This window comes from Martelella sp. NC20, assembly GCF_013459645.1.
Classification (GTDB): domain Bacteria; phylum Pseudomonadota; class Alphaproteobacteria; order Rhizobiales; family Rhizobiaceae; genus Martelella.
This window is the reverse complement of record NZ_CP054861.1, coordinates 2,877,041-2,898,824: the sequence shown is the minus strand read 5'-3', so window position 1 is coordinate 2,898,824 and position 21,784 is coordinate 2,877,041. Positions and strand designations below refer to the sequence as shown.

At 63.3% G+C, this 21,784-nt stretch carries 18 protein-coding genes; 10 read left to right on the top strand and 8 right to left on the bottom strand.

The window, feature by feature from the left end:
- Position 1 precedes the first annotated feature (1 nt).
- The 6 genes from HQ843_RS13760 to HQ843_RS13735 all read right to left on the bottom strand — a co-directional run bounded on the left by HQ843_RS13760 (position 2) and on the right by HQ843_RS13735 (position 9,005).
- Positions 2 to 1,603: a right-handed parallel beta-helix repeat-containing protein gene (locus tag HQ843_RS13760; protein WP_180897785.1), complete on the bottom strand. Its 1,602-nt coding sequence runs from the start codon at positions 1,601 to 1,603 to the stop codon at positions 2 to 4.
- Complete coding sequence (locus HQ843_RS13755; protein WP_180897786.1) at positions 1,600 to 3,006, bottom strand: mannose-1-phosphate guanylyltransferase; 1,407 nt, start codon at positions 3,004 to 3,006, stop codon at positions 1,600 to 1,602. Before HQ843_RS13755 ends, HQ843_RS13760 begins: the two co-directional genes overlap by 4 nt.
- The gene (locus tag HQ843_RS13750) at positions 3,003 to 4,184 is read right to left on the bottom strand and encodes a hypothetical protein (RefSeq protein WP_180897787.1); all 1,182 of its coding nucleotides are present in this window, start codon (positions 4,182 to 4,184) and stop codon (positions 3,003 to 3,005) included. The genes HQ843_RS13755 and HQ843_RS13750 overlap by 4 nt, the downstream gene beginning before the upstream one ends.
- 9 nt (positions 4,185 to 4,193) lie before the next feature.
- Positions 4,194 to 5,666 (bottom strand): glycosyltransferase, encoded by a 1,473-nt coding sequence (locus HQ843_RS13745; RefSeq protein WP_180897788.1) that lies wholly within the window; start codon positions 5,664 to 5,666, stop codon positions 4,194 to 4,196.
- A 7-nt stretch (positions 5,667 to 5,673) separates the two neighbouring features.
- Positions 5,674 to 6,993 (bottom strand): nucleotide sugar dehydrogenase, encoded by a 1,320-nt coding sequence (locus HQ843_RS13740; RefSeq protein ID WP_246710109.1) that lies wholly within the window; start codon positions 6,991 to 6,993, stop codon positions 5,674 to 5,676.
- Positions 6,994 to 7,235: 242 nt separating this feature from the next.
- Positions 7,236 to 9,005 (bottom strand): IlvD/Edd family dehydratase, encoded by a 1,770-nt coding sequence (locus HQ843_RS13735; RefSeq protein ID WP_180897789.1) that lies wholly within the window; start codon positions 9,003 to 9,005, stop codon positions 7,236 to 7,238.
- 29 nt (positions 9,006 to 9,034) lie between these two features.
- Here HQ843_RS13735 and HQ843_RS13730 point away from each other — a divergent pair, with 29 nt between their 5' ends.
- From HQ843_RS13730 to HQ843_RS13700, 7 genes are all read left to right on the top strand, one after another.
- A complete protein-coding gene (locus HQ843_RS13730; protein ID WP_180902334.1) occupies positions 9,035 to 9,310 on the top strand; it encodes a hypothetical protein in 276 nt (91 codons plus the stop codon).
- Positions 9,311 to 9,312: 2 nt separating this feature from the next.
- Positions 9,313 to 9,927 (top strand): hypothetical protein, encoded by a 615-nt coding sequence (locus HQ843_RS13725; protein WP_180897790.1) that lies wholly within the window; start codon positions 9,313 to 9,315, stop codon positions 9,925 to 9,927.
- Between the two features lie 390 nt (positions 9,928 to 10,317).
- Positions 10,318 to 11,661 (top strand): ABC transporter substrate-binding protein, encoded by a 1,344-nt coding sequence (locus tag HQ843_RS13720; RefSeq protein ID WP_180903222.1) that lies wholly within the window; start codon positions 10,318 to 10,320, stop codon positions 11,659 to 11,661.
- Between the two features lie 73 nt (positions 11,662 to 11,734).
- Positions 11,735 to 13,033: a carbohydrate ABC transporter permease gene (locus HQ843_RS13715; protein WP_180897792.1), complete on the top strand. Its 1,299-nt coding sequence runs from the start codon at positions 11,735 to 11,737 to the stop codon at positions 13,031 to 13,033.
- Positions 13,030 to 14,280: an ABC transporter permease subunit gene (locus HQ843_RS13710; RefSeq protein ID WP_210275223.1), complete on the top strand. Its 1,251-nt coding sequence runs from the start codon at positions 13,030 to 13,032 to the stop codon at positions 14,278 to 14,280. The genes HQ843_RS13715 and HQ843_RS13710 overlap by 4 nt, the downstream gene beginning before the upstream one ends.
- A gap of 2 nt (positions 14,281 to 14,282) precedes the next feature.
- The gene (locus HQ843_RS13705; RefSeq protein ID WP_246710108.1) at positions 14,283 to 15,572 is read left to right on the top strand and encodes an MGH1-like glycoside hydrolase domain-containing protein; all 1,290 of its coding nucleotides are present in this window, start codon (positions 14,283 to 14,285) and stop codon (positions 15,570 to 15,572) included.
- A 1-nt stretch (position 15,573) separates the two neighbouring features.
- Complete coding sequence (locus tag HQ843_RS13700) at positions 15,574 to 16,626, top strand: ABC transporter ATP-binding protein (RefSeq protein ID WP_180897795.1); 1,053 nt, start codon at positions 15,574 to 15,576, stop codon at positions 16,624 to 16,626.
- 16 nt (positions 16,627 to 16,642) lie between these two features.
- Here HQ843_RS13700 and HQ843_RS13695 read toward each other — a convergent pair whose 3' ends face one another.
- Together HQ843_RS13695 and HQ843_RS13690 are read right to left on the bottom strand one after the other, a co-directional pair.
- On the bottom strand, positions 16,643 to 17,098 hold the full coding sequence (locus HQ843_RS13695) for a thermonuclease family protein (RefSeq protein ID WP_180897796.1): 456 nt from the start codon (positions 17,096 to 17,098) through the stop codon (positions 16,643 to 16,645).
- Positions 17,099 to 17,154: 56 nt separating this feature from the next.
- A complete protein-coding gene (locus HQ843_RS13690; protein ID WP_371822174.1) occupies positions 17,155 to 17,397 on the bottom strand; it encodes a DUF1674 domain-containing protein in 243 nt (80 codons plus the stop codon).
- A 187-nt stretch (positions 17,398 to 17,584) separates the two neighbouring features.
- Between HQ843_RS13690 and htpX the strand changes: the two genes are divergently transcribed.
- From htpX to HQ843_RS13675, 3 genes are all read left to right on the top strand, one after another.
- Positions 17,585 to 18,532, top strand: a complete 948-nt coding sequence (gene htpX, locus HQ843_RS13685) for a zinc metalloprotease HtpX (RefSeq protein WP_180897798.1) — start codon at positions 17,585 to 17,587, stop codon at positions 18,530 to 18,532.
- Positions 18,523 to 19,881, top strand: a complete 1,359-nt coding sequence (locus HQ843_RS13680) for an RsmB/NOP family class I SAM-dependent RNA methyltransferase (protein ID WP_371822176.1) — start codon at positions 18,523 to 18,525, stop codon at positions 19,879 to 19,881. The genes htpX and HQ843_RS13680 overlap by 10 nt, the downstream gene beginning before the upstream one ends.
- A gap of 247 nt (positions 19,882 to 20,128) precedes the next feature.
- Entirely contained in the window at positions 20,129 to 21,676 is a 1,548-nt protein-coding gene (locus tag HQ843_RS13675; protein ID WP_246710423.1) for a heparinase II/III family protein, read from the top strand.
- The last annotated feature ends 108 nt before the right edge of the window (positions 21,677 to 21,784 follow it).

Here is a 21,784-nt window from a genome sequence, read left to right as displayed (position 1 = left end):
CTCACTCGCCCTCCCCGCGATCGCAGCCGGTATAATCGGCTAGGCTGAACTGACCGCGATTGCCGCGAAACAGCGAGGGCGCGGCAGAGCCGGCGGCGGATATCGCAAAACCGGTGTCGGCCCCATCGGCAAGTCCGCGCTTGAAGGTGAGATAGCGCGGCGTTTCATATTGCAGCGCGCCGGCAAACAGCACCGGCAACTGGTTGGAAAGATCGTTTTCCCTCAACAGTAGGCGCGAGAAGCGTTCCGCCGAAATACCGGAAACATTGGCGAGGAAGATATTGTCCGTGATCTCGGTCTCGTCATCGGGAGAGATCGCATCGGTGACGGCGATGCCGGCGCCCTGGTTGCGCGCCAGCAGATTGCCGGAAATCCGCACACCAAGGCTCTGGACGACCCGAATGCCGTCGGCGCGATTGCGAAGCGCCGCATTGGCGAAAATATCGACACAGGCGCCACCCGCGACCGAAATTCCCTCGACGCCGTTTGCCAGAAGAACATTGCCCGTGATCGTCGCATGGCCGACGCCGTCGCGCGCGAAAATGCCGCGACCGGCATTTTCCGCCATCACATTGCCGCTCACCACCGTATTCTTGCCGCCGATGATCAGCAGGCCGTGCTGGCCGCTCGCCACGATCAGATTATCGGCAATGACGCCGTGATCGACCCGCTCGAGCCTGAGCCCGATGCCGCGCGCGCCGTCGAGCTGGTTTTCGGAGAAGCGGAAACCGGCAAGGCCGGTCACCTCCACCGAGCGGATATCCTTCAGAATATTGCCGGTGACCAGACCGCTGCTGCGGTTTCCGGCGTAACGGCTCGAGCCAAAGCCGATGCCGCTCAACAGCGGTTGGCCGTCATAGCCGAGACCCGAAAGCCGGCTGTCTTCGATCTCCGCCCGGCCGCCGCGCACCGTCAGGATGAAGGGATGGAAATCGGCAATTCTCGCGGCTGCGGCAGAGCCGACGACCTCGGCATCGCGGATCGTCAGCAGGCCCTCATTGAGGATGAAGACGCCCCGCTCCGTCGCCATTTCCAGCCGGTCGCCCTCGCCTAGCGAAAGCGCGGCGTTTTCGGCAATGACCAGCGGTATCGTGAGACGATAGCCATTGTCCGAGGCCGCAAGCAGGCCGTCCTGGTTTGTGTCCGCCAGCGCCCTGGAAAGGCCAGCAAGGGTGAAGTCGCCGCCTTTCAGCAGCAGCGCCTGCCCGCCGGAGGGCGATGCCGCCTCCATCAGTTCGCGGTGACCGAGATTGCCGATCTCCAGCGCGACCCGCTGCAGGATCGGCGCCAACAATGCCTTGCCGAATTCGGCCGGGGCAATTCCGCGCCCGTCGGCAGCGACAGATCCGGCCACTGGCTCCGCTCGTTGCGGCAGAGCCTCAGGCATGGCCTTGACGCCCGCCTCTTCCATCAACGTCCTGGCTGCGGAAAGCGCCGGCTCGATGCCCGCATCGTCGTTGTTCAACGTCTCAAGCAGGCGATCGGCATTGCGGTTGATCTGTTCCAGACGAGCGTGATCGAGCGCTTCGGCGGAGGGCGCAAAGGCGGCCAGCAGCAGCAACAATGCCGCGCAGCATCCGGAAACGCGCCCGCTGCGGATCATTTCACCTCACCTCCGGAGGCAAGGATGGGCGCATCATCCAGCTCGGCGGCGTCATACTGCAGTTCGATCAGCGTCGCGGTGACCTCTCCGTGATTGCGCAACACGCAGCCGAGGCCCGCGGGAATGGCAACGGTATCTCCGGCTTGCTTGCCGCGCCAGCCGGCGCCCTGTTCCAGCTCGAGGTTTCCGGCACAGATCGTCAGCACCCGGTTCCGGCTTTCCTCCGCAGCTATCGACAGCGCCGCCCCCGGTATGATTTCGTGTTCGGCGAGACGATAACCGGCCCCCGCCTTCAGCGGCGTTCCCGAATGCGCCCATTTCGGCTTGGTGATCTCGGACCTGCCCTTGCGTTCCTTGAGCGCGCTCAGCACCAGCGGCACGTCCTGGGTGCGGTCGAGCGAGGCGACCAGCAGGGCGTCCTCGGTATCGATGATGGCGAGATTGTCGATGCCGACAGTCGCGATCAGCTTGCCATCCTGGGCGCGGATATAGGAACCGGCCGTATCCACCGACACGACATCGCCGCTCGCGACATTGCCGGCGCCATCCTTGGTCCCGATTTCATAGAGCGAGCGCCAGCTTCCGACATCGTTCCACGCGATATCGGCCGGCGCCATCAACACCCGGTCGCTGTGTTCGAAGACGACGCTTTCGGTTGCCGCGCCATGCGCCTTCCGGAAGTGGCGGTCGTCGAGAACGGTGCGGCCCGAAGCCTTTGCCGCCCCCTCCACTGCCGCGCGCACCGCTTCAGTCGTTTCGGGATCGAGACGCTGATACTCGGAGATCAGCACATCGGCGCGGAACAGGCTGACGCCCGACGCCCAATAGGCGTTGCCTTCCGCGATCAGCTTTTCAGCCACCTCACGGGGCGGTTTCTCGATGAAATGGGAAACATCGCGCGCGCCGGCGAAGCGCGTATTCGGTCCATCATCGACAATATAGCCATAACCGGTTTCGGCGTAGGCCGGATGGATGCCGAAAAGCACGATGCGCCCGTTCTCGGCGGCCGCGCGCATCGAAAGCACCACCGCGCCGAAATCGCCCTCGATCAGATGGTCCGACGGCAACACCGCCATCAGCGCGCCGGGATCACGGGCTTCGATGGCAAGGGCTACCGCGAGCACCGCAGGGCCGGTGTGGCGCGAACTTTCCTCGATCATCAGTTCGCCCGCGCGGCCGACCGCGTGGAGCTGCGCGCGCACCAGCGCTTCATAGCGGCTGTTCACGCTAACATAGGGATCGTGAAAGCCGGGGCCGGAATGGCGTTCAACGGTCGCCTGAAAGAAGCTCGGCGATCCGCGTCCGGCCACGCGGTGAAACTGCTTCGGCGTTTCCACCCGCGACAACGGCCACAGCCGCATGCCGACGCCGCCGCACATGATGAGCGGATAGATCGACCTCATCGGCCCTTCTCCGTCGCGGCCCGGGCATTGCCGATCAGCGGCCATTCCCTGGCCCGCTCGCTCAACTCTTTCGTCGCCGTGAACCGGGAGAGCCGGTTGCGGATCCGCTCCAGAAGGTTCGCATAGGGCTTGCTGGTCACCGTCAGCGCAACCGTCTTGCCGATGTCCGATGCGGTGAGAACATCGTCCGCGGCGCTGAACGTCACCAGCGCCGTCGTGCCCGAGACGCCATCCTCCGCCTTGACGTCCCTGACGGTCAGCGGCAGGTCGTCGCCGTTCGGCAGCGATGCATGCGCCTGGGCGCCGAACAGCAGCAATTTCGCCAGATCATCCGGCATCACCACCTTGATCGTCGGTCCGGAATCGTCCGTCCTGACATAGGCGATCGGCGTTCCGGGCAGGACGGTCGCCCCGACCGCGCCGTTTTCGGTAAGCACGATCTTGCAATCGCAGGGATTGGAGAAGTTCAACATGCCGCCGCGCGCCGATTGCAGCGAGAACACCACGTCGCCCTCGCCGGCATTTTGGTCGACATAGGCGATCTGTCCGGCCTCCGGCGCGGTCAGCGGCAGGCCTGCCGGCGTGACGGTGGCAAGGCCCGGCACCCGGTGAACGAAGATATGATAATGGATGGTGTAAAGCGTGAGCGCGATCAGCCCGAGCGTCAGGGCAGTCACCAGTCCCGCGCCCGCCAGTCGCCGCATCCTCTCGCGGAAACTCTTGCGCGGCGGCGGCGGCGCCACCGATTTCTGCCGCGCTTCCGGCGGCACGCGCAGCAATTCGTTGATCTGCACCAGATCGCCCGCCAGATAGGCATTCATCATATAGCGCAGATGCGGCAGATGCGGGCCGGTAGGATTGAGGAAAACCAGCTTGTAGGCGCCACTGTTGCGGGATTCCAGCTCGGCGCTGACCTCGATCGGGAGCACCACGGAATAGCCCTCGAACTGGAAGCTGAACCGGGCAATCATGCGATGGCCGGAAATATCCTCGCCCGTCCAGCCGCCGGCATAGGCCGCGACGAGTGAAATTCCCACGCCTTCCAGCTCCCGACCGTCGATGAACACCGAAAACGGCATCCAGATCGAGGGATGATCGCTGTCATGGCCGTTGTCGGGCAGCTCAGCCGCCATCCTGGGCTCCTCGGGTCCGGTCTCGGCGTGATGTTCCATAAGCATGCAAAGCTCCTAAGCGCCCGATATATCGACGAACCAGATCATGCCCAATATCAGCCATGCTACCGCCAGCGCGTGAAGATACAAAGAAAATCCGTCTGACCCGAGAAAGCCCTTCTGTTGCCGGACCGTCCCGGTTGCGGTGTTCTGACGGGTCCATTTCTGCCGGTCGAGGCGAAACAATACGTAGGTCTTGACCAGCGCCCCGCCGATCTGGCCGAAATACAGCAGAAACGGATAGGTAACCGGAAACCCGCCGGCCCGGAAGGTCGAGATCATCGTGCACATCACGTAGCGCGACGCCATGACCCAGGCGATATAGGCGAGAAAAACATAAGGATTGAAGACATAGGCCGCCAGCAGCATGCCGCAGGGGCCGGCAAGCGTGGTCCACATCGACATGCGCTGATCCAGGATCGACCACCATGTGAAATAGCCGATCCGGCTCGCCGGGAGCGCCAATGCGCGGTTGCTGGTCCTCAGCGTGTTGCCGAACCAGCGCCGCATCAGCACGATCGCCGAATCGTAAAAGCTGTCGCGCGGCTGGGTTTCGACGGAAACGGTTTTCACGTCGGGCAGATAGCCCATCTTGTAGCCGTGCCTCAGAAGCCAGAACCAGGTCGACTTGTCGTCTCCGGTCAGGAAGTTGACCCGGCCGAAGCGCCAGTGGTCGATGAAATCATGCTGCACGCCGCTGATGAACCCGGGTTGGCTTGCAAGGTCGCCGCGAAACACCGACATGCGGCCGGTCAGCGTCAACACGCGTTCACTGAGCCCCATCGAACTCATCATCAGCTGGCGCTGGGCAAAGCGCAGGTGGAACCAGTCCTGGAAAAGCCGGCCGCCGGTCGCATCGGAAACCTCGTCGGAGGTGAGCGCCCCCATCTTTTCGTCGGTGAAGAAAGGGGCCGACTTTGCCACAAGGATTTCCGGCACCCGCGTGTCGCCGTCGACCAGAAAGATCATGTCGCGGCGGGTCGGATTGTGGCGCGTGATGGTGCGCAGCGACGTCGCCAGCGCATCGCGTTTGCCGGTGCCGGCGATCCGGTCGAAGATCAGCGACACCGTGCCGCTGCGGCTCGCGTCGGAGCCGGCGAACACGGATTTGATCAGCCGGATATCGCTCGCATCGACGACGGAAGCGACGATCGTCGCCCCGCCCTCGGAGTTTCGCGCCGCCTCGAAGATCGAGCGATAGACCGGGGCGGTGATCGCGGGATCGATCTTGTAGGTGGTCACCAGGAAGAAGGCATGCGCCCGATAGGGCAGCGCCGCATAGAGCGCCTCCGCCCGCCTGCGCCGGCGCGGGAACGCAACGTTCAGATAGTATTTCGCGCGGATGAAATTCAGAATCCCCCAGGAATAGCGCCAGATGCCGAGAACCCCGATCGCCAGCGCCAGTTGGCCGGACTTGCCGACGACGTTTGGCGCGGCAAACAGCGCGATATTCACAGCCGTACATATGTAGAGGATATGATAAAGCATCCCGTTCCTACCAGCATATGCCCTCATAGGCATCGCCCGTGACCACGCCCGGCGCGATACGGGCGAGATCGACCATCGGCCTGTCGCCGATCAGCGCCGAGAGCGGCTCCACCGCCTCCCTGTAGCGATGGCCGACAACGATGATATCTGACAACGCTATCAAGTCCGCCAGATCGGCGACGAGCCTTGCGGGCAGATCAGCGATCCTGTCATTGCCGCGCCCTGCCCCGCTCATGCCCCCGTCATAGGCTGCCTGGACGGAGGGGTCGTAGATCTTCACCTCATGGCCGCTGTCGAGCAGCCGGCTTGCAAGCGCCGCGAGCGGGCTCTCACGCAGATCGTCCGTGCCCGGCTTGAAGCTGATGCCGACCATGCCGACCGTGCGGCCTTCAAATTTGTTCACCAGCGCCTCGGCGCGGGCGATCTGGTTCTCGTTGGCGGCAAGCACGCCTTCGAGCAACGGGGCCGCCACATCATTGGAATTGGCGAGAAAACGCAGCGCCCGCAGATCCTTGGGCAGACATGACCCGCCGAAGGAGAAACCCGGACGCAGGAAATAGGGCGACATCGCGACCTGGTCGTCCGAGCACAGTATCTTCATCACCGCCTGGCCATCGACGCCGACGCTTTTGGCAATGTTGCCGATCTCGTTGGCGAATGTGATCTTGGTCGCGCGCCAGCTGTTGCTGGTGTATTTGATCATCTCGGCGGTCTTCATGTCGACGGCGTGATGTTTCCCCGGCAGCGCCGCGTTGAAGCCGCGCAACACAGTCATGGTCGGATCGTCCATCGCGCCGTAGACGATCAGGCACGGATCGAAATAATCCGCGACCGCGGTGCCTTCCCGCAAGAATTCCGGGAAATAGCCCACGCCGAAATCCGTCCCGGCCTTCAGCCCCGAAGCGCACTCAAGCTCCGGCACGCAGACGGTTTCCATCGTGCCCGGCACCAGCGTGGAGCGCATGATGACACTGTGATGGCCCTTCTTTTCGCCCAGCGCCGTGCCGATCGAACGGCACAAGGCCGTGACATAGGAAAGCCCGATCGCGCCCGAAGCCTCGCCCGGCGTGCCGACGCAGACAATCGAGACATCCGTGTCCCGAACGGCCGCGGCGATATCGGTGGTCGCCGACAGCCTGCCGGCATCGTGATTGCCGCAGACCAGTTCGTCGAGACGCTCCTCGACGATCGGCGTACGCCCGGCATTGATGGCGGCAACCTTGTCGGGATCGATGTCGACCGCGACCACCTGATGACCCTGCTCGGCGAGGCAGGCCGCCGAAACGGTGCCGGTATAGCCGATGCCAAACACGCTTACTCGTACCAAATGACCCTCCTTTGGGTCTGAACAACCGGAACGCCTGTCAGCGCCCGGAAACCACACTCTGCCAGTTTCACGTCAACCGGATCGCCGGAGCGGTTGCGTTCCGGGTTGCAAATCGCTTGACCGCGTTGGAGCCTTTCAGGAGAAGCCCACAGCGAAGTTGTCAATAGCTTGTATCCGCAATTCCTAAAGATACCGTATTCTTGGCGGTTTTTTTATTCTCTCCCGGTTTTCTACGCGCGATATCAGTGATTGTGGCGCGGCGGGCGGCGGGCGATGTCGCGGAAGTCGTCAGCGCCGGCAATCGTGCCGCCATCGGAGAGCTGCGTCACGGTCTGGCGGTAAAGCCGCTGCCAGGGCGTCGCGTCATCCGGCACCTTCGGCAGTCCCTCCGCCTTTCGTCTTTCGATCTCGGCGTCATCGACCAGCATGTCGCAGCGCCCCTGATTGAAATCGAGGCGGATCATGTCGCCGTCGCGCAGAAAGGCGAGCCCGCCGCCTGCAGCGCTTTCCGGCGAGGCATTGAGAATGGAGGGGCTGTCGGCCGTGCCGGACTGCCGCCCGTCGCCGATGGTCGGCAGGCTGGTGATGCCCTTTCTGATGAGATGATCCGGCGGCTGCATGTTGACCACTTCGGCAGAGCCCGGCCAGCCGAGCGGGCCTGCCCCGCGGATCACCAGAATGGTGCGCTCGTCTATGTCGAGCGCCGGATCGTTGATGCGGGCGTGGTAGTCCTCCGAGCCGTCAAAGATCACCGCCTTGCCCGTAAACACGCCCTCATGGCCGGGTTCCATCAGATAGCGCTGCCGGAACGCGTCGGAAACCACGCTCATCTTCATGATCGCGAAATCGAACAGATTGCCCTTCATCACCAGAAACCCCGCCCGCTGCTGCATCGGATTGTCGTAGGGCAGGATCACCTCGCGATCGACCGCCTCGCGGCCTTCGAGATTGTCGGCCATGGTCGCGCCGGTAACCGTCGGCGCGTCGCCATCGAGCTTGCCGGCCTGAAGCAGCTCCCACATGATCGCGGGCACGCCGCCGGCGCGATGGAACCGTTCGCCCAGATACTTGCCCGCCGGCTGGACGTTGGCGAGCAGCGGGATGTCATAGCCGTAGTCTTGCCAGTCCACCGGCTTCAGCTCGACGCCGGCGTGGCGGGCGATTGCCGCCAGATGCGGCTGGGCATTGGTCGAGCCGCCAATGGCTGCGTTGACGCGGATGGCGTTGAGGAAAGCCCTGCGGGTCAGGATATCGAGCGGACGGATATCCTCGTTCACGAGTTCCACCGCGCGGCGGCCGATGCGATAGCCCACCTGGCCGCGCTCGCGATAGGCGGCCGGGATCGCCGCCGATCCCGTCAGCGACATGCCGAGCGCCTCGGCCAGCGCATTCATCGTCGAGGCCGTGCCCATCGTGTTGCAATGGCCGACCGAGGGCGCGGAATCGAGCGCCGTTTCCAGGAACTCCTCGCGGGTGATCTCGCCGGCGGCAAGCTTGCGCCGCGACCGCCAGATCACCGTGCCGGAGCCTACAAGCTCGCCCTCGTGCCAGCCGTCGAGCATCGGGCCGCCGGAATAGACGATCGCCGGAATATTCACGGTGGCCGCCGCCATCAGCGCCGAAGGCGTGGTCTTGTCGCAGCCCGTCGTCAGCACCACGCCGTCCAGCGGATAGCCATACAGGATTTCGACAAGGCCGAGATAGGCGAGATTGCGGTCAAGGGCCGCCGTCGGGCGCTTGCAGTTTTCAAACAGCGGATGGGAGGGAAACTCGATCGGAATGCCGCCGGCATCGCGAATGCCGTCGCGAACCCGGCGCGCCAGATCGAGGTGATGGCGGTTGCAGGGATTGATGTCGCTGCCGCTCTGGGCAATGCCGATGATCGGCCGGCCGGAGCGCAGTTCTTCCGGCGTGGTGCCGTAATTCATGAATCGCTCCAGATAGAGCGCGGTCATGTCCGCATGGTCCGGATTGTCGAACCAGTCTTGCGAACGCAGGCGGCGATACGGCATCGTGTCTTCTCCCGTCAACAGGCTTCCTCATGCGCCAGAGTGGCGAAACTCTTCGCCCGGGTCCACGAACCTTTTGCACAATTTTCGTTTTTTTTCGCGTTCCGAAACGGCGTTCTCCGGCAAGCGCCGCGACCTCCGGTCGGCGCATCGCCTCCAAAAAACCGGCAGATTTCGGAACGTTCACCGCGCGGAGCCGTTTATGGAATATCAATTTCAACCGGAGCAGAAAAATGAGTGGTATTATTTATCTCGTCGGCCTCATCGTCGTGGTCATGTTCATCCTTTCGGTTCTGGGTCTGGCGTGATCATGAGTGATATTGATCGCACCACCCCTGCGGCGCCTCCCGCCGCCAAGCCGGGCGTGTCCTATCTCGAATGGGGCGCGATCTTCGGCGGCGCGATGGTTGCCGGCGCGCTCACCGTCGTCCTGACGCAGTTCGGAACGGGAATCGGGCTCGCGACCGCCGACCCCACCCTTGAAGACGGCCTGACATGGGGTATTTTCCTGGTGGGCCTGTGGCTGGTTTTCATCCCCTTCGCCAGCGCCAGCGCCGGCGGATATGTCGCCGGGCGAATGCGCTCGCATTTCGGCGACGGCACCGAGGACGAGAGCGAGTTTCGCGATGGCATTCACGGCATCGTCGTCTGGGCGCTCGCGACCGTGGCGATGGGTCTTGCGGCCGGGTTTTCGGCAGCGGTCTCGTCTGCCCTAGCGCCCGCCGCCGCCGATCCGGAAGTCAGCGCCGAGATGATGCAGCTGTTGCATTCGGCCTCCACGATCACCGCCTTTGCCGCCGGCGCAGGCGCTGTTCTCGGTGCGGCGGGCGCTTGGTTTGCAGCTCTTGCAGGCGGCCAGCATCGCGACGAAGGGATTGCCATATCGGCATTCCGAGGCCCGTTCTTCCGCCGCATGCAGTCTTAGGCATCGCTGAAACAAGAAAACGAGGAAAGGGCCTTTGCAACGGGCCCTTTTTTCATGCCTTGCGCCACAGGCAACCGCCATGAACCCCGGCTGCACGTCCCGGGCGGCTCTTCGGCTTGACCCCACGCAGCATTCGGCGCTACATTTCTGCCTAAGAAGCGGTCAGGCGTATTTTTTGTGCAACAATGGCCGCATTCAACGCATTGGGGAGGAACTTCACCTTCGGTGAAGCCTGAAAGTTTCTTTCGAAGCGAAACATCGACCCGGTTCCGCCGGTTCGAATATGATTGCCAACGACACCGGGACAGGGGCCGCCCCGGACGATCGCCTTTTAGCCCCGCAGGAGTTCGATCCCGGCACGCCGCCGGTTGAAAATGAGGGAGGACCTACATGTCGACATTGAGCAAACTGACAGCCGCACTGGCGCTGACCGCGAGCACCGCGACCATGGCGCAGGCGGATACGATCCGCTTCTGGACCACGGAGGAACAGCCGGAGCGCCTCGCCAAACAGCAGGAAATCGCCGACCAGTTCAAGGAGGCGACCGGCCACGAGGTTCAGGTCATTCCGGTGACCGAGAGCGATCTCGGCACCCGCGCCACCGCCGCCTTTGCCGCCGGCGACCTTCCCGACGTCATCTACCACACCGTGCAGTATGTGCTGCCCTGGGCCGAAGCCGGCATTCTCGACGTCGAAATCGACGATGAGATCGTCAACGACCTCGGGATCGACACGTTCGCGCCGGGCGCGATCGAAATGGCGCAGTTCGAGGGCATGACCGCCTCCGTGCCGGTCGACGGCTGGACCCAGATGATCATCTACCGCAAGGATCTGTTTGACGAGAATGGCCTTGCCGCGCCTGATTCCTATGAAAACATCGCCAAGGCCATCGAGGTTCTCCACAACCCGCCGGAAGTGTACGGCTTCGTCGCCGCCACCAAGATCGACGACAATTACATGAGCCAGGTGCTCGAGCATGTGTTCCTCGCCAATGGCGTGACGCCGGTGGACGACAACGGTTTCAAGCCGCTCGATGAAGCAAGGACCATCGAAGTCCTTGAATTCTACAAGACGCTTGCCGATGCCTCGCCCGCCGGCGAACTCTACTGGGACCAGTCGCGCTCGCTCTATTTCAACGGCAAGGCGGCAATGGTCATCTGGTCGCCCTTCATCCTCGATGAACTGGCCGGCCTGCGCGACAGCGCGCCGCCGACCATCAACGACGACCCGACCTCGACGGAGCTTGCCCAGAAAACCGATGTCGTCACCACCTTCTCCGGCCCGTCCAATCCGGATGGCGCTGCCTGGGCCGATATCCGCTATCTCGGCGTGACGGCGGACGCCAATATCGAGGTGGCATCCGAGTTCATCAAGTTCTCGATGGATGAGGGCTATATGAACACGCTGTCGATGGCGCCGGAAGGAAAGTTCCCGGTCCGCCGCGGCACCGCCGACGAGGCTACGAAGTTCGTCGACGGATGGGCAACGCTGCCCGTCGGCGTCGACCGCAAGGCGCCATTGGCCGATCTCTACCCGGAGGAAACCGTGCAGAAGATCGTGACCGGGCTTGAAAGCGCCAATCGCTGGGGCGTGAAGGAAGGCCAGCTCGCGCTCGCCTCCAAGATGATCAATAGCCAGATCATCAATCAGGTCATGCGCCAGTATATCGACGGCGAGATCGATGGCCCGGAGGCCGTCGCAAAGCTCAATTCGGAGCTTGGGGCAATCAACTGATTTCCCTTGAGGGAACAACCGCCGGGCGACCCTTGACGGTTGCCCGGTCGACCCTGTCTCCGGAATCGAGCGCATGACAGACACAACCGAAACGACGCCGAAGGGGCCGCCCAAGACCATAGGCCGCATGGCCAGACGCGAGATGCGTTTCGCCTATTCCATGCTCGCGCCAACCTTCCTGATCGTGCTCGCGGTCGTGCTTCTGCCGCTGATCGCCAATTTCTGGATCTCGTTCAAGCCGGTCGAGCTTTCCGACCTGCGCCCGCCGCAGCTCAATATCAACGAGCGCATTCGCGGCGATATCGAAAATGCCGGCGATGCGGTCGAACTCGAATACCGCCTGCGCAACACCTCGCAGGATGCCTCGATCTATGAGGCGGGCTTCGTCGATATCGTCCCCGACGGGTTGAAGGTCACCGGCGTCGACGAACGCTGCAAACTTGAGGACCGGCAGGTCACCTGCACGCTCGGCGACCTGCCTCCGAAATTCCGCGACAGTATCCGCCTTCAGGTGATCGCCGACACCGCCTATCTGCAGACCCCCGTCAGCCCGCGCGACAGCGATCCGGCAGCCTTCGGCAGCGCCGAGAACATCCTGACCAATTTCCAGTTCACGCTCGACAATTTTTCGCGCATCTTCTCCTCGCCGGATTTCTGGAAAGTGCTGCGTGTCTCCTTCTATTACACCGTGTTCGGCACGGCGAGCGCGCTGGTGCTGGGGCTGTTCGCGGCGCAGCTTCTGAACCAGAGCTTTCGCGGGCGTTCGGTACTGCGCGGCCTGTTCCTGTTTCCATACGTGGCACCGGTGATTGCCGTCGCCTTCACCTGGGTGATCCTGCTCGATCCCTATTCGGGCACCCTCAACGCGCTTCTGGTGCGCTCCGGCATGATCGGCGCGCCGATCGATTTCTTCGGCCAGCGCGACATTCCGATCTCAATCTTCGGGCTCACCTTCGATTTTCCGGTGGCGCTGACGACGGTGATCGCGTTCGAGGCGTGGCGCTACTTTCCGCTGTCGTTCCTGTTTATTCTGGCGCGCATGCAGTCGCTTTCGAGCGATGTCTACGAGGCGGCCGAGATCGACGGCGCGACGCCGCTGCAGCAGTTCTGGTACATCTCGCTGCCGCAGCTTGTCGGCATTCTTGCCGTGCTGTTCCTGCTGCGCTTCATCTGGACGTTCAACAAGTTCGACGACATCTTCCTGCTGACCGGCGGGGCGGCGGGAACGCGCACGCTGACGGTCGATGTCTATGAACAGGCCTTTGCCGTCTCCAATCTCGGCGCGGGTGCTGCGGTCGCGGTGGTGGTCTTCGCCGTGCTGCTCGTCTTCTCGCTGTTGTTCTTCAAATTCTCACCGCAGGACGAGGGATGATGCGTATCGGAACCGGTTTCATCGCCGCCATCCTCGTCGGGGCCTTCTGGGGCACCGTCTGGATGGTCGTCATCGGCCTGATCTACACGCTGTTTGCCGGCGAGCCAAGCGCGCCGCAGGTGTGGGTGGCAGCCCTTGCCGGCGCGCTCGGCGCCGCGATCTACATACTTTCGCCGGTGAAGACCCGGGAGCGGCGAAAAGCGCGCGGCACAACGGTTCAGGCCGTCATTGCCCTTACCATCTTCGCCGTGCTGATGCTCGTCACCTTCGGCGAGCCGTTCGGCCTGTCCCTGCTTTACTCGACGCTTTATCAGTTCGTCGCGCTTGCCGCCTTCATCGCCGCCCTGTGCTGGTCGATCATTGCCGCGCTTTACGACCAGCCTGCCGGCAATATCGGCCGCTATCATCTGGAAGTGGTGTTCCTGCGATTCATGAAGGGCCTTGGGCTGACGCTGTTTACCATCGTCGTGGCGCTGCCGTTCTATGTGATGGTGATGACCAGCTTCAAGAGCCAGCAATCGCTGGTGGCGAACCCGCTCGATCTTTCGATCGATTTCTCGCAAGGGATTTCCGGCCTGTTCCGCTCCTATATCGAGCTGTTCACGACCTATCACTTCGGCACGTTCCTGATGAATTCGGCGATTGTCTCGGTCGCCACCGTCGTGATCACGCTGGTATTCGCGGTGCCCGGCGCCTATGCGGTGGCGCGGCTCCGGTTTCCCGGACAGAACTTTCTGTCGCGCTCGATCCTGATGATCTACATGGTGCCGGCGATCGTTCTGGTGATCCCGCTCTATTCGGCGTTCTCCCAGATCGGTCTGCGCAATTCGCTGTTCGGGCTGATGATCGTCTATCCGGCGACCACCATTCCGGTCGCGCTCTATATGCTGCAGGGCTATTTCCGCGGCCTGCCCTCCGAACTGGAAGAGGCCGGGCTGATGGACGGGCTGAAACGGCCGGGCGTTATCATGAAGATCACGCTGCCGCTGGCGCTTCCCGCACTCGCCTCGGTCGCGCTCTACGTGTTCATGATCGCCTGGAACGAATTCCTGTTCGCCTTCATGTTCCTCGACGACATCAACATGTTCACGCTCTCACGCGGCGTGGTCTCGCTCAATTCCTCGGAAGTGCCACGCCAGCACCTGATGGCCGGCGCGGTGATCGCGACCGTGCCGGTGCTGGTCGTGTTCCTCTGGTTCGAGCGCTTCCTGGTGGCGGGGCTGACCGCCGGCAGCGTGAAAGGATGACCATGCACGCTTCCCTCAGACAGCAGGCGATCGACATTCTGCGCATGAACGACCGGGGCGGCTACACCGTGCCGACGGCGCGGCTTTATCCCTACCAGTGGGAATGGGACTCCGTCTTCGCCGCCCTCGGCTTCGCCGCCTTCGACCGCGACCGGGCGTGGACCGAAATCGAGACGCTGTTCTCCGGTCAGTGGGACGACGGCATGGTGCCGCACATCATCTTCCACAAGACCGACCCGGACTATTTTCCGGGCCCGGAAATGTGGAAATCGAACACCGTGCCCCCCTCCTCCGGCCATTCCCAGCCGCCGGTGGCCGCAAGCGCGATGCTGACCATGCTGAAGACCGGCGGCGAAATGGACCGCGCGCGGGCGAAGGCGCTGTTCGAAAAACTCCTCGCCTGGCACCGCTGGTTCCACACCTACCGCGACCCGGAGGAAACCGGCGTCGTCGGCATCATCCACCCGTGGGAATCCGGTCGCGACAATTGCCCGGACTGGGATATCGGCATGGCGCAGGTCGCCGTGCCCGAGGACCTCGGCGATCTGCCGCGCCGCGACATCACCCATGTCGATCCCTCCGAACGGCCGACGGCGGAGCAGTATAACCGCTACCTCGCCATCGTCCGCTTCGGCCAGGAATGCCGCTGGGACCATCTGGAAATCGCCCGCAACGGCCCGTTATTCATGGTCGACCCCTGCGTCCAGTTCGCGCTGATGCGCGGCGACCGCGACCTTGCCGAGCTTGCGGACGAATTCGGAGAGCCCGGTATCCGCGACGAGGCGGAAAGCTGGCTGAAGCGTTCGAAGGAAGGCTGCGGCAGTTTCTGGAGCGAGGATGTCGGCGGCTTCGTGGCGAAGGACCTGCGCTCCGGCGGGCTCTCGACGGCGTTTACCAACGCGTCGGCCATGGCGCTCTACGCCGATGCCGGCACGCCCGACCAGCAGGCCCGCTCGATTGCAGAAATCACAGCCGTGCTCGACAACTGCACCTATGGCTTTCCAAGCTGGGACCCGCGCGACGACCGGTTTGAAAGCCGGCGCTACTGGCGCGGGCCGATCTGGTCGGTGGTCAATTACATGATCGCCATCGGCCTTGCCGACAAGGGCGAGACGGCGCTGTCGGAACGGCTGCGCGGCGATACCCGCAGGGCGGTCGAGAAATCCGGCTTCTACGAATATTTCGATCCGCTTTCGGGCGAAGGGCTCGGCGGCAAGCTGTTCACCTGGACGGCCGCCATTCATCTGGCCTGGGCGATGGGCGACGACATGCTGCAGGCTGAAGGAGAATGATATGGGCTCCATAAAGCTCGAAAACGTGGAAAAATGGTTCGGCGACCTGCAGGTCATCAAGGGCATAGACCTTACGATCGCAGACGGCGAATTCGTGATCTTCGTCGGTCCTTCCGGCTGCGGAAAATCGACGCTGCTCCGGATGATCGCCGGGCTGGAGGAGACCAGCCGCGGCCGCGTCCTGCTTGATGGCGACGACGTCACCGACCGGCTGCCGTCCGAGCGTGGGCTTTCGATGGTGTTCCAGTCCTACGCGCTCTATCCGCATATGGATGTGCGCGACAATATGGGCTTCTCGCTGAAGACCGCCGGCAGTCCGAAGAAGGAAATCGAGGAAAAGGTCGGACGCGCCGCCGAAACCCTCAAGCTCGACGATTATCTCGACCGCCGCCCCAAGGCGCTTTCCGGCGGCCAGCGCCAGCGCGTCGCGATCGGCCGCGCGATCGTGCGCGAGCCGAAGGGTTTTCTGTTCGACGAGCCGCTCTCCAATCTCGACGCGGCGCTGCGCGTGGAGATGCGCTTCGAGATCGCCCGCCTGCACGAAACGCTCGGCACCACGATGATCTACGTCACCCACGACCAGGTCGAGGCGATGACGCTTGCCGACCGGATCGTGGTGCTGAAGGATGGCCGGATCATGCAGATCGGCACGCCGCGCGACCTTTACGAACGCCCCGACAACCTGTTCGTCGCCCAGTTCATCGGCTCGCCGAAGATGAATATCCTGCCGTGTTCGGGCAAGGACGGACAATATGTCATCGAGGGCCATGGCGGCGATGCGCTGCCTGAGGGCACCGGGGAGGCGCCGACATCGCTCGGCATCCGTCCGGAGCATATCGAGGTCGTTGCCCCCGGCGAGGGACAGGTCACCGGCACGGTCGAGATCGACGAATATCTCGGCTCCGACACGTTCCTCTATGTCGACTGCGGCAAGGCCGGCCGCCTGATCGTGCGCGTCGCGGAGATCGAGGCCGGGATGCGCCGCAAGCAGGTCGGGCTGAAATTCCGGCCGGAAAAACTGCATTTCTTCAATGAAGAAGGCGCGTTGATCTGACGGGTTCCGCGCCGGTTCACGACGAAGGGCATGCAAAGGGCGTCTTGCGCCCGCCGTCATAAGGCACGGCATAGCCGCCGGTCAGCAGCAATGTGCTGAGATCGCGATGATCGGGCAGGCCGACATTGGCCACCACGCGGCCGAAATACTTGTCGCCCGCGATCTCGCGCAGTTCCACGGTTTCGCCCTCGCGCAGCAGTGAAATCACATAGGCTTTCGCGATATTGGCCGCTTCCTTCTCAGCCCCGCAGGAGGAACGAAGCTCCGGCGTATCGACCCCGCGCACCCTGACCAGCGTCTCGACGATCTGCCCCGGCCATGGCCGCGCCTCGACCGCGATCGTATCGCCATCGACGACACGCACGACCTCCGCCCTCACCGGCCCGGCGAATATCTCGACGGCGCCGGCCGGAAGCGGCAGCGACAATAAAACGGCGCAAATCAGCGCGGATGTGGAAAACGGGCGATTCATGATAAAGGAATTTATTCCTTTATTTTCCGCATATCAATAGGAATTTTTACCCATAGTTAAAAATCGATTGCACGGCCCTTGATCTCCCAATCCCCGAATCGCGCGGGGTCGAGACCACCTCGGCCACCGACCTCGGTCGCCGCCTTGCGGGTGTTTTCAGCGTCGCGGCGGCGCTCCTCGGCCTCAGCAAGGGCCCGTTTCGCCGGCTCCGGCAGGTTCTCGCGGCGGAGCGCGTCGGGTTCCTCAGCCGGGATTTCTGGCGTTGCGGTGAGCGCTGCCAGATCGGCCGCCGATGGCAGGCCGGCGTTTTCGTTGCTGTTGCCGTCGTTTCCGTCTGTCATGCCCTGTCTCTCGTCAATGCGGTTCTCTGATGAATGCGGACCCTCGGTCGCCGCAATATTGATATATGCAGAACCATGCCCCAATTATAGTGCAAGCTTCATTCAATCTGAAGAGCTCCCCATTGTCGCTTCAGGAGACATCGACATGAATTTCGTTCGCACCGCCATGCTGCTCGCCGCAATGACGGCGCTGTTCATGGGGATCGGCTATCTGATCGGCGGTCAGAGCGGCATGGTGATCGCCTTCTTCGTCGCCGCCGCCATGAATGTCTTTTCCTACTGGAATTCCGACCGCATGGTGCTGAGGATGTACGGCGCCCAGGAGGTCGACGAACGCACGGCGCCGGAATATTACGGCATGGTCCGCGAGCTTGCCGGCCGCGCCGGGTTGCCGATGCCCAAGGTCTACCTCTATGACAGCCCGCAGCCGAACGCGTTTGCCACCGGCCGAAATCCGCAACATGCCGCTGTCGCAGCCTCGACCGGCATTGTGAAAATGCTCTCGCGCGAGGAACTGGCCGGCGTCATGGCCCATGAGCTGGCCCATGTCCAGCACCGCGACACCCTGACCATGACGATCACGGCCACCCTTGCCGGCGCGATCTCGATGCTCGCCAATTTCGCGTTCTTCTTCGGGCGCGGGCGCGACAATCCGCTCGGCATCGTCGGCGTGCTGGTGATGATGATCGTCGCCCCGATGGCGGCAGCCCTGGTGCAGATGGCGATCAGCCGCACCCGCGAATATTCGGCCGACAAACGCGGTGGCGAGATCTGCGGCAATCCTCTGGCACTTGCCTCCGCCCTGCAGAAAATTCATCACGGCGCCGAGGTCATCCACAATGAACGGGCCGAGCGCAACCCGGCAACAGCCCATATGTTCATCATCAATCCGCTGTCGGGCCAGAACATGGACAACCTGTTTTCGACCCACCCCAAGACGGAAAACCGGCTCGCCGCGCTGCGCGAACAGGCCGCCCGCATGGGTGTGACCTCGACGCAAGCCCCCCGGCCTGCTAAAGCGACCCGCAGATCGCAGTCGGTGCCTCGGACCGGCGGCGACAGTGAACCGCCCTTCAAAGGTCCCTGGTCTTGAATGATGACATGATGCGGACAGGTCCCGAAAGGGGCCGTCCGAACGACAAGCCCGGCTACGCCGCCCGCGCCGCCGCCTCCAAAATCCTCGCAGCCGTGATCGACCGCAAGACGCCGCTCGACGGCATGATCGATACCGAACACGGCAACCCCGCCTATCGCGCGCTCAGCCCCGCCGACCGGGCCCTGTGCCGCGCGCTGGTGCTGACGACGCTGCGCCACAAGCCGATGCTCGATCAGGCGGTCGCCTCGCTGCTCGACCGTCCGCTGCCCGGCGGCGCGCGCGCCCTCGCCCATGTGCTTGCGGTCGCATCCGCCCAGATCCTCTATCTCGATATACCCGATCATTCCGCCGTCGATATTGCCGTGGAACAGGCCAATGCCGATCCGCGCAACAAACGGTTCGCGGGCCTGGTCAATGCCGTGCTGCGCGGCATGACGCGGCGCAAGGCGAAAATCCTGGCCGAACTCGAAACCGTCAGCCCGATCCCCGACTGGTTCTCGAAACGGCTGACGGCTGTCTATGGCGAAGATCAGGCGCTGGCCATCGGCCGCGCCCAGCTTCAGCCGCCGACGATCGATATCAGCGTCAAGTCCGACCCCGAAGGCTGGGCTGCGCGCCTTGGCGGCACGGTGCTTTCCACCGGGACCATCCGTCTCGATGCGCCCTCCGGCGCCGTCTCAGACATGGATGGCTTTGCCGAGGGGGAATGGTGGGTGCAGGATGCCGCCGCCGCCATTCCGGCAACGCTGTTTGGCGACCTCGCCGGTCAGCGCATCATCGACCTGTGCGCCGCTCCCGGCGGCAAGACCGCGCAACTGATCATGCAGGGCGGCAGGGTCATCGCGCTGGAGCGCTCCAAAAGCAGGCTCAAGCGGCTTGAGCAGAACCTTTCCCGGTTGCGGCTTTCCGCCGAGACGATTGCGGCCGATATGATGGAATACCAGCCGGAAACGCCATTCGACGCCGCCCTTCTGGATGCCCCCTGCTCTTCCACCGGCACCGCGCGGCGGCATCCGGACGTGTTCTGGACCAAGGACTTTTCCGACATCGAGAAGCTGGCGGAGGTGCAATACGCCATGGCGCGGCGCGCGCTCGATCTGGTGCGCCCGGGCGGCCTCGTAATCTTCTCCAACTGTTCGCTCGATCCGCTGGAGGGCGAAACGGTTATCGAGCGGCTTCTGGCCGATGGCGCGCCTGCCGAGCGCTCGGATTTTCCAGCCGGACGACCGGAAGCGCTTAAGCCGTTTTTCGACGCCGACGGCGCGATCCGCACCACGCCTGCGGCAAGGATAGATGGCGCAACCGGCCTCGACGGTTTTTACGCGGTCGCGCTCAGGCGGACGTGATTCGCCGGCAAGCGCCAATCCTGATCCGTTAATCAAGTCTTCAGGCTATTGCGCTACCCCATAAGGTCGGGTCACGCCGGTTTCTGGCGAACGAAACAAATAAAAGGGTCTGAAATTGGTTTTTCCGGGCGCGGAAATCGCACGATATGCCTTTCTGTACGCGCAGGAATCCATCTGGCGCGTCAGGTCGGTCGTATTGTCGCTGCCTCTGCCGCGGTGGCCCGGCGAACGAGCGCCACAATTGCTGGTGGCGCCCACCGATCTGCGTATCGCCGACCCGGTTGAGGGCGAGGATATCGTTTCCGGCCGCTTCGCCTTTGCCGGTGAACTGCTGCTGAGCGAAGGCCGGCCGGTGTTTTCCTGCGAAATGCCGAGCGCTGGATTCGAGAGGATCTTATCCGGTTTCGGCTGGCTCAGGCATCTGAGAACCCAGCGCGACATCGGGGCAAACGAGTTCGCCCGCGCCGCGGTCCTGAGTTTCCTGCGCCGCCACCGCGCGATAACGGGTCCGACCTGGACAACGGAAACGGTCGCGACCCGGCTCAACGCCTGGCTCTGCCATTCCACAGTCATCCTCAAGGGCGCGGATGCCGCATTTTACCGCCGGTTCATCGATGCCCTCATCCGCCACGCGCAGTTGCTGCGCCGGCGCTATCGCGGCATGGCGCGCGACGAGCTGAAGCTGCAGGTCGCCATGACGCTCGCCATGGCCTCGATCAGCCTCGACCTCTCCGATCGGCAAAAGCGCGAGGCGACGCTCAGGCTCGATGACGAGCTTACCCGCCAGATCCTGCCCGATGGCGGCCATATCTCGCGCTGTCCCGATGCGCTCCTGCGCCTTCTGCTCGGCCTGCTGCCGCTCCGGCAGACCTATATCAATCTCGAACAGCCGCTGCCCAAACGCCTGCTCGCCAGTATCGACCGGGCCTATGCGGCGCTCAATTTCTTCCGTCACAGCGATGGCGAGCTTGCGCTGTTCAACGGATCGGGCCGGGTGCCGTCGACAGCGCTTTCCGCGCTTCTGAGATATGACGAGATCGGCAGCGCCGGTTTCAAGGCCCTGCCCCATACCGGCTTCCAGCGGCTTGAGGCGGGCGGGACGGTGCTGATCGCCGATGCCGGAAAGCCGCTGAGCGCGCATCTGTCGAAGACCGCCCATGCGGGGGCTGCGGCATTCGAGCTGTCATCGGGCAAGAACCGTTTCGTCGTCAATGCCGGGATCCCCGCTCGTGCCAGCGAAGCGGCCCGCATGGCGCGCTCGACCGCCGCCCATTCCGCCGTCACGATCGACGATCATTCCTCGATCCGGTTCTCGCGCTCGGATTTTCTTGGCCCGGTCGCCTTTGGCGGGATACGTCATGTCGAGGTCGAACGAAACGAGGACGAGCGCGGTCACGACCGCCTCGTCATCCGCCATGACGGCTATCTGTCGCGCTTCGGGATTTATTGCGAACGCAACCTGGCGCTGTCGCCGGACGGCCGCGCGCTTGCCGGGATCGAGCGGTTCCGCCGCGCGCATGATGCGCTGCCGCTTTCGCGCGACGGCCATGCCGCCACGCTCCGCTTCCATCTCCACCCGGCAATCTGGACGATGCAGGAGGACGCCGACACGATCTTCATGACGGCGCCCGACAACGAAAGCTGGCTGTTTGCGGCGCCGGGCTTTTCGCCCCGGCTGGAGGACGACGTCTTCTTCGCCGCAAGCTCGGGCGCGAAGCCTTCGCAACAGATCGTGATCACCGCCGAAATCGCCGAATACCCCGAAATCGCCTGGCAGTTCAAACGCCTCGACTGAAGCAGGTCCGAAGGTGCGCTCGAATAGGCCCGGAACGGTTTAACATTGCCGCGCACCGTGCTAAAGCGCCGCAGCTATCCCGTATTTCAGCGCTGCGGCTTTCCGCAG

Bases quoted from the DNA above. Each gene is read 5' to 3' on its own strand.
- HQ843_RS13695 (WP_180897796.1), bottom strand. From the start codon at position 17,098: ATGAATCGCCCGTTTTCCACATCCGCGCTGATTTGCGCCGTTTTATTG.
- HQ843_RS13760 (WP_180897785.1), bottom strand. From the start codon at position 1,603: ATGATCCGCAGCGGGCGCGTTTCCGGATGCTGCGCGGCATTGTTGCTG.
- HQ843_RS13725 (WP_180897790.1), top strand. From the start codon at position 9,313: ATGAGTGATATTGATCGCACCACCCCTGCGGCGCCTCCCGCCGCCAAG.
- HQ843_RS13710 (WP_210275223.1), top strand. From the start codon at position 13,030: ATGATGCGTATCGGAACCGGTTTCATCGCCGCCATCCTCGTCGGGGCC.
- HQ843_RS13715 (WP_180897792.1), top strand. From the start codon at position 11,735: ATGACAGACACAACCGAAACGACGCCGAAGGGGCCGCCCAAGACCATA.
- HQ843_RS13755 (WP_180897786.1), bottom strand. From the start codon at position 3,006: ATGAGGTCGATCTATCCGCTCATCATGTGCGGCGGCGTCGGCATGCGG.
- HQ843_RS13745 (WP_180897788.1), bottom strand. From the start codon at position 5,666: ATGCTTTATCATATCCTCTACATATGTACGGCTGTGAATATCGCGCTG.
- HQ843_RS13750 (WP_180897787.1), bottom strand. From the start codon at position 4,184: ATGCTTATGGAACATCACGCCGAGACCGGACCCGAGGAGCCCAGGATG.
- HQ843_RS13735 (WP_180897789.1), bottom strand. From the start codon at position 9,005: ATGCCGTATCGCCGCCTGCGTTCGCAAGACTGGTTCGACAATCCGGAC.
- HQ843_RS13700 (WP_180897795.1), top strand. From the start codon at position 15,574: ATGGGCTCCATAAAGCTCGAAAACGTGGAAAAATGGTTCGGCGACCTG.
- HQ843_RS13705 (WP_246710108.1), top strand. From the start codon at position 14,283: ATGCACGCTTCCCTCAGACAGCAGGCGATCGACATTCTGCGCATGAAC.
- HQ843_RS13730 (WP_180902334.1), top strand. From the start codon at position 9,035: ATGCGCCAGAGTGGCGAAACTCTTCGCCCGGGTCCACGAACCTTTTGC.
- htpX (WP_180897798.1), top strand. From the start codon at position 17,585: ATGAATTTCGTTCGCACCGCCATGCTGCTCGCCGCAATGACGGCGCTG.
- HQ843_RS13720 (WP_180903222.1), top strand. From the start codon at position 10,318: ATGTCGACATTGAGCAAACTGACAGCCGCACTGGCGCTGACCGCGAGC.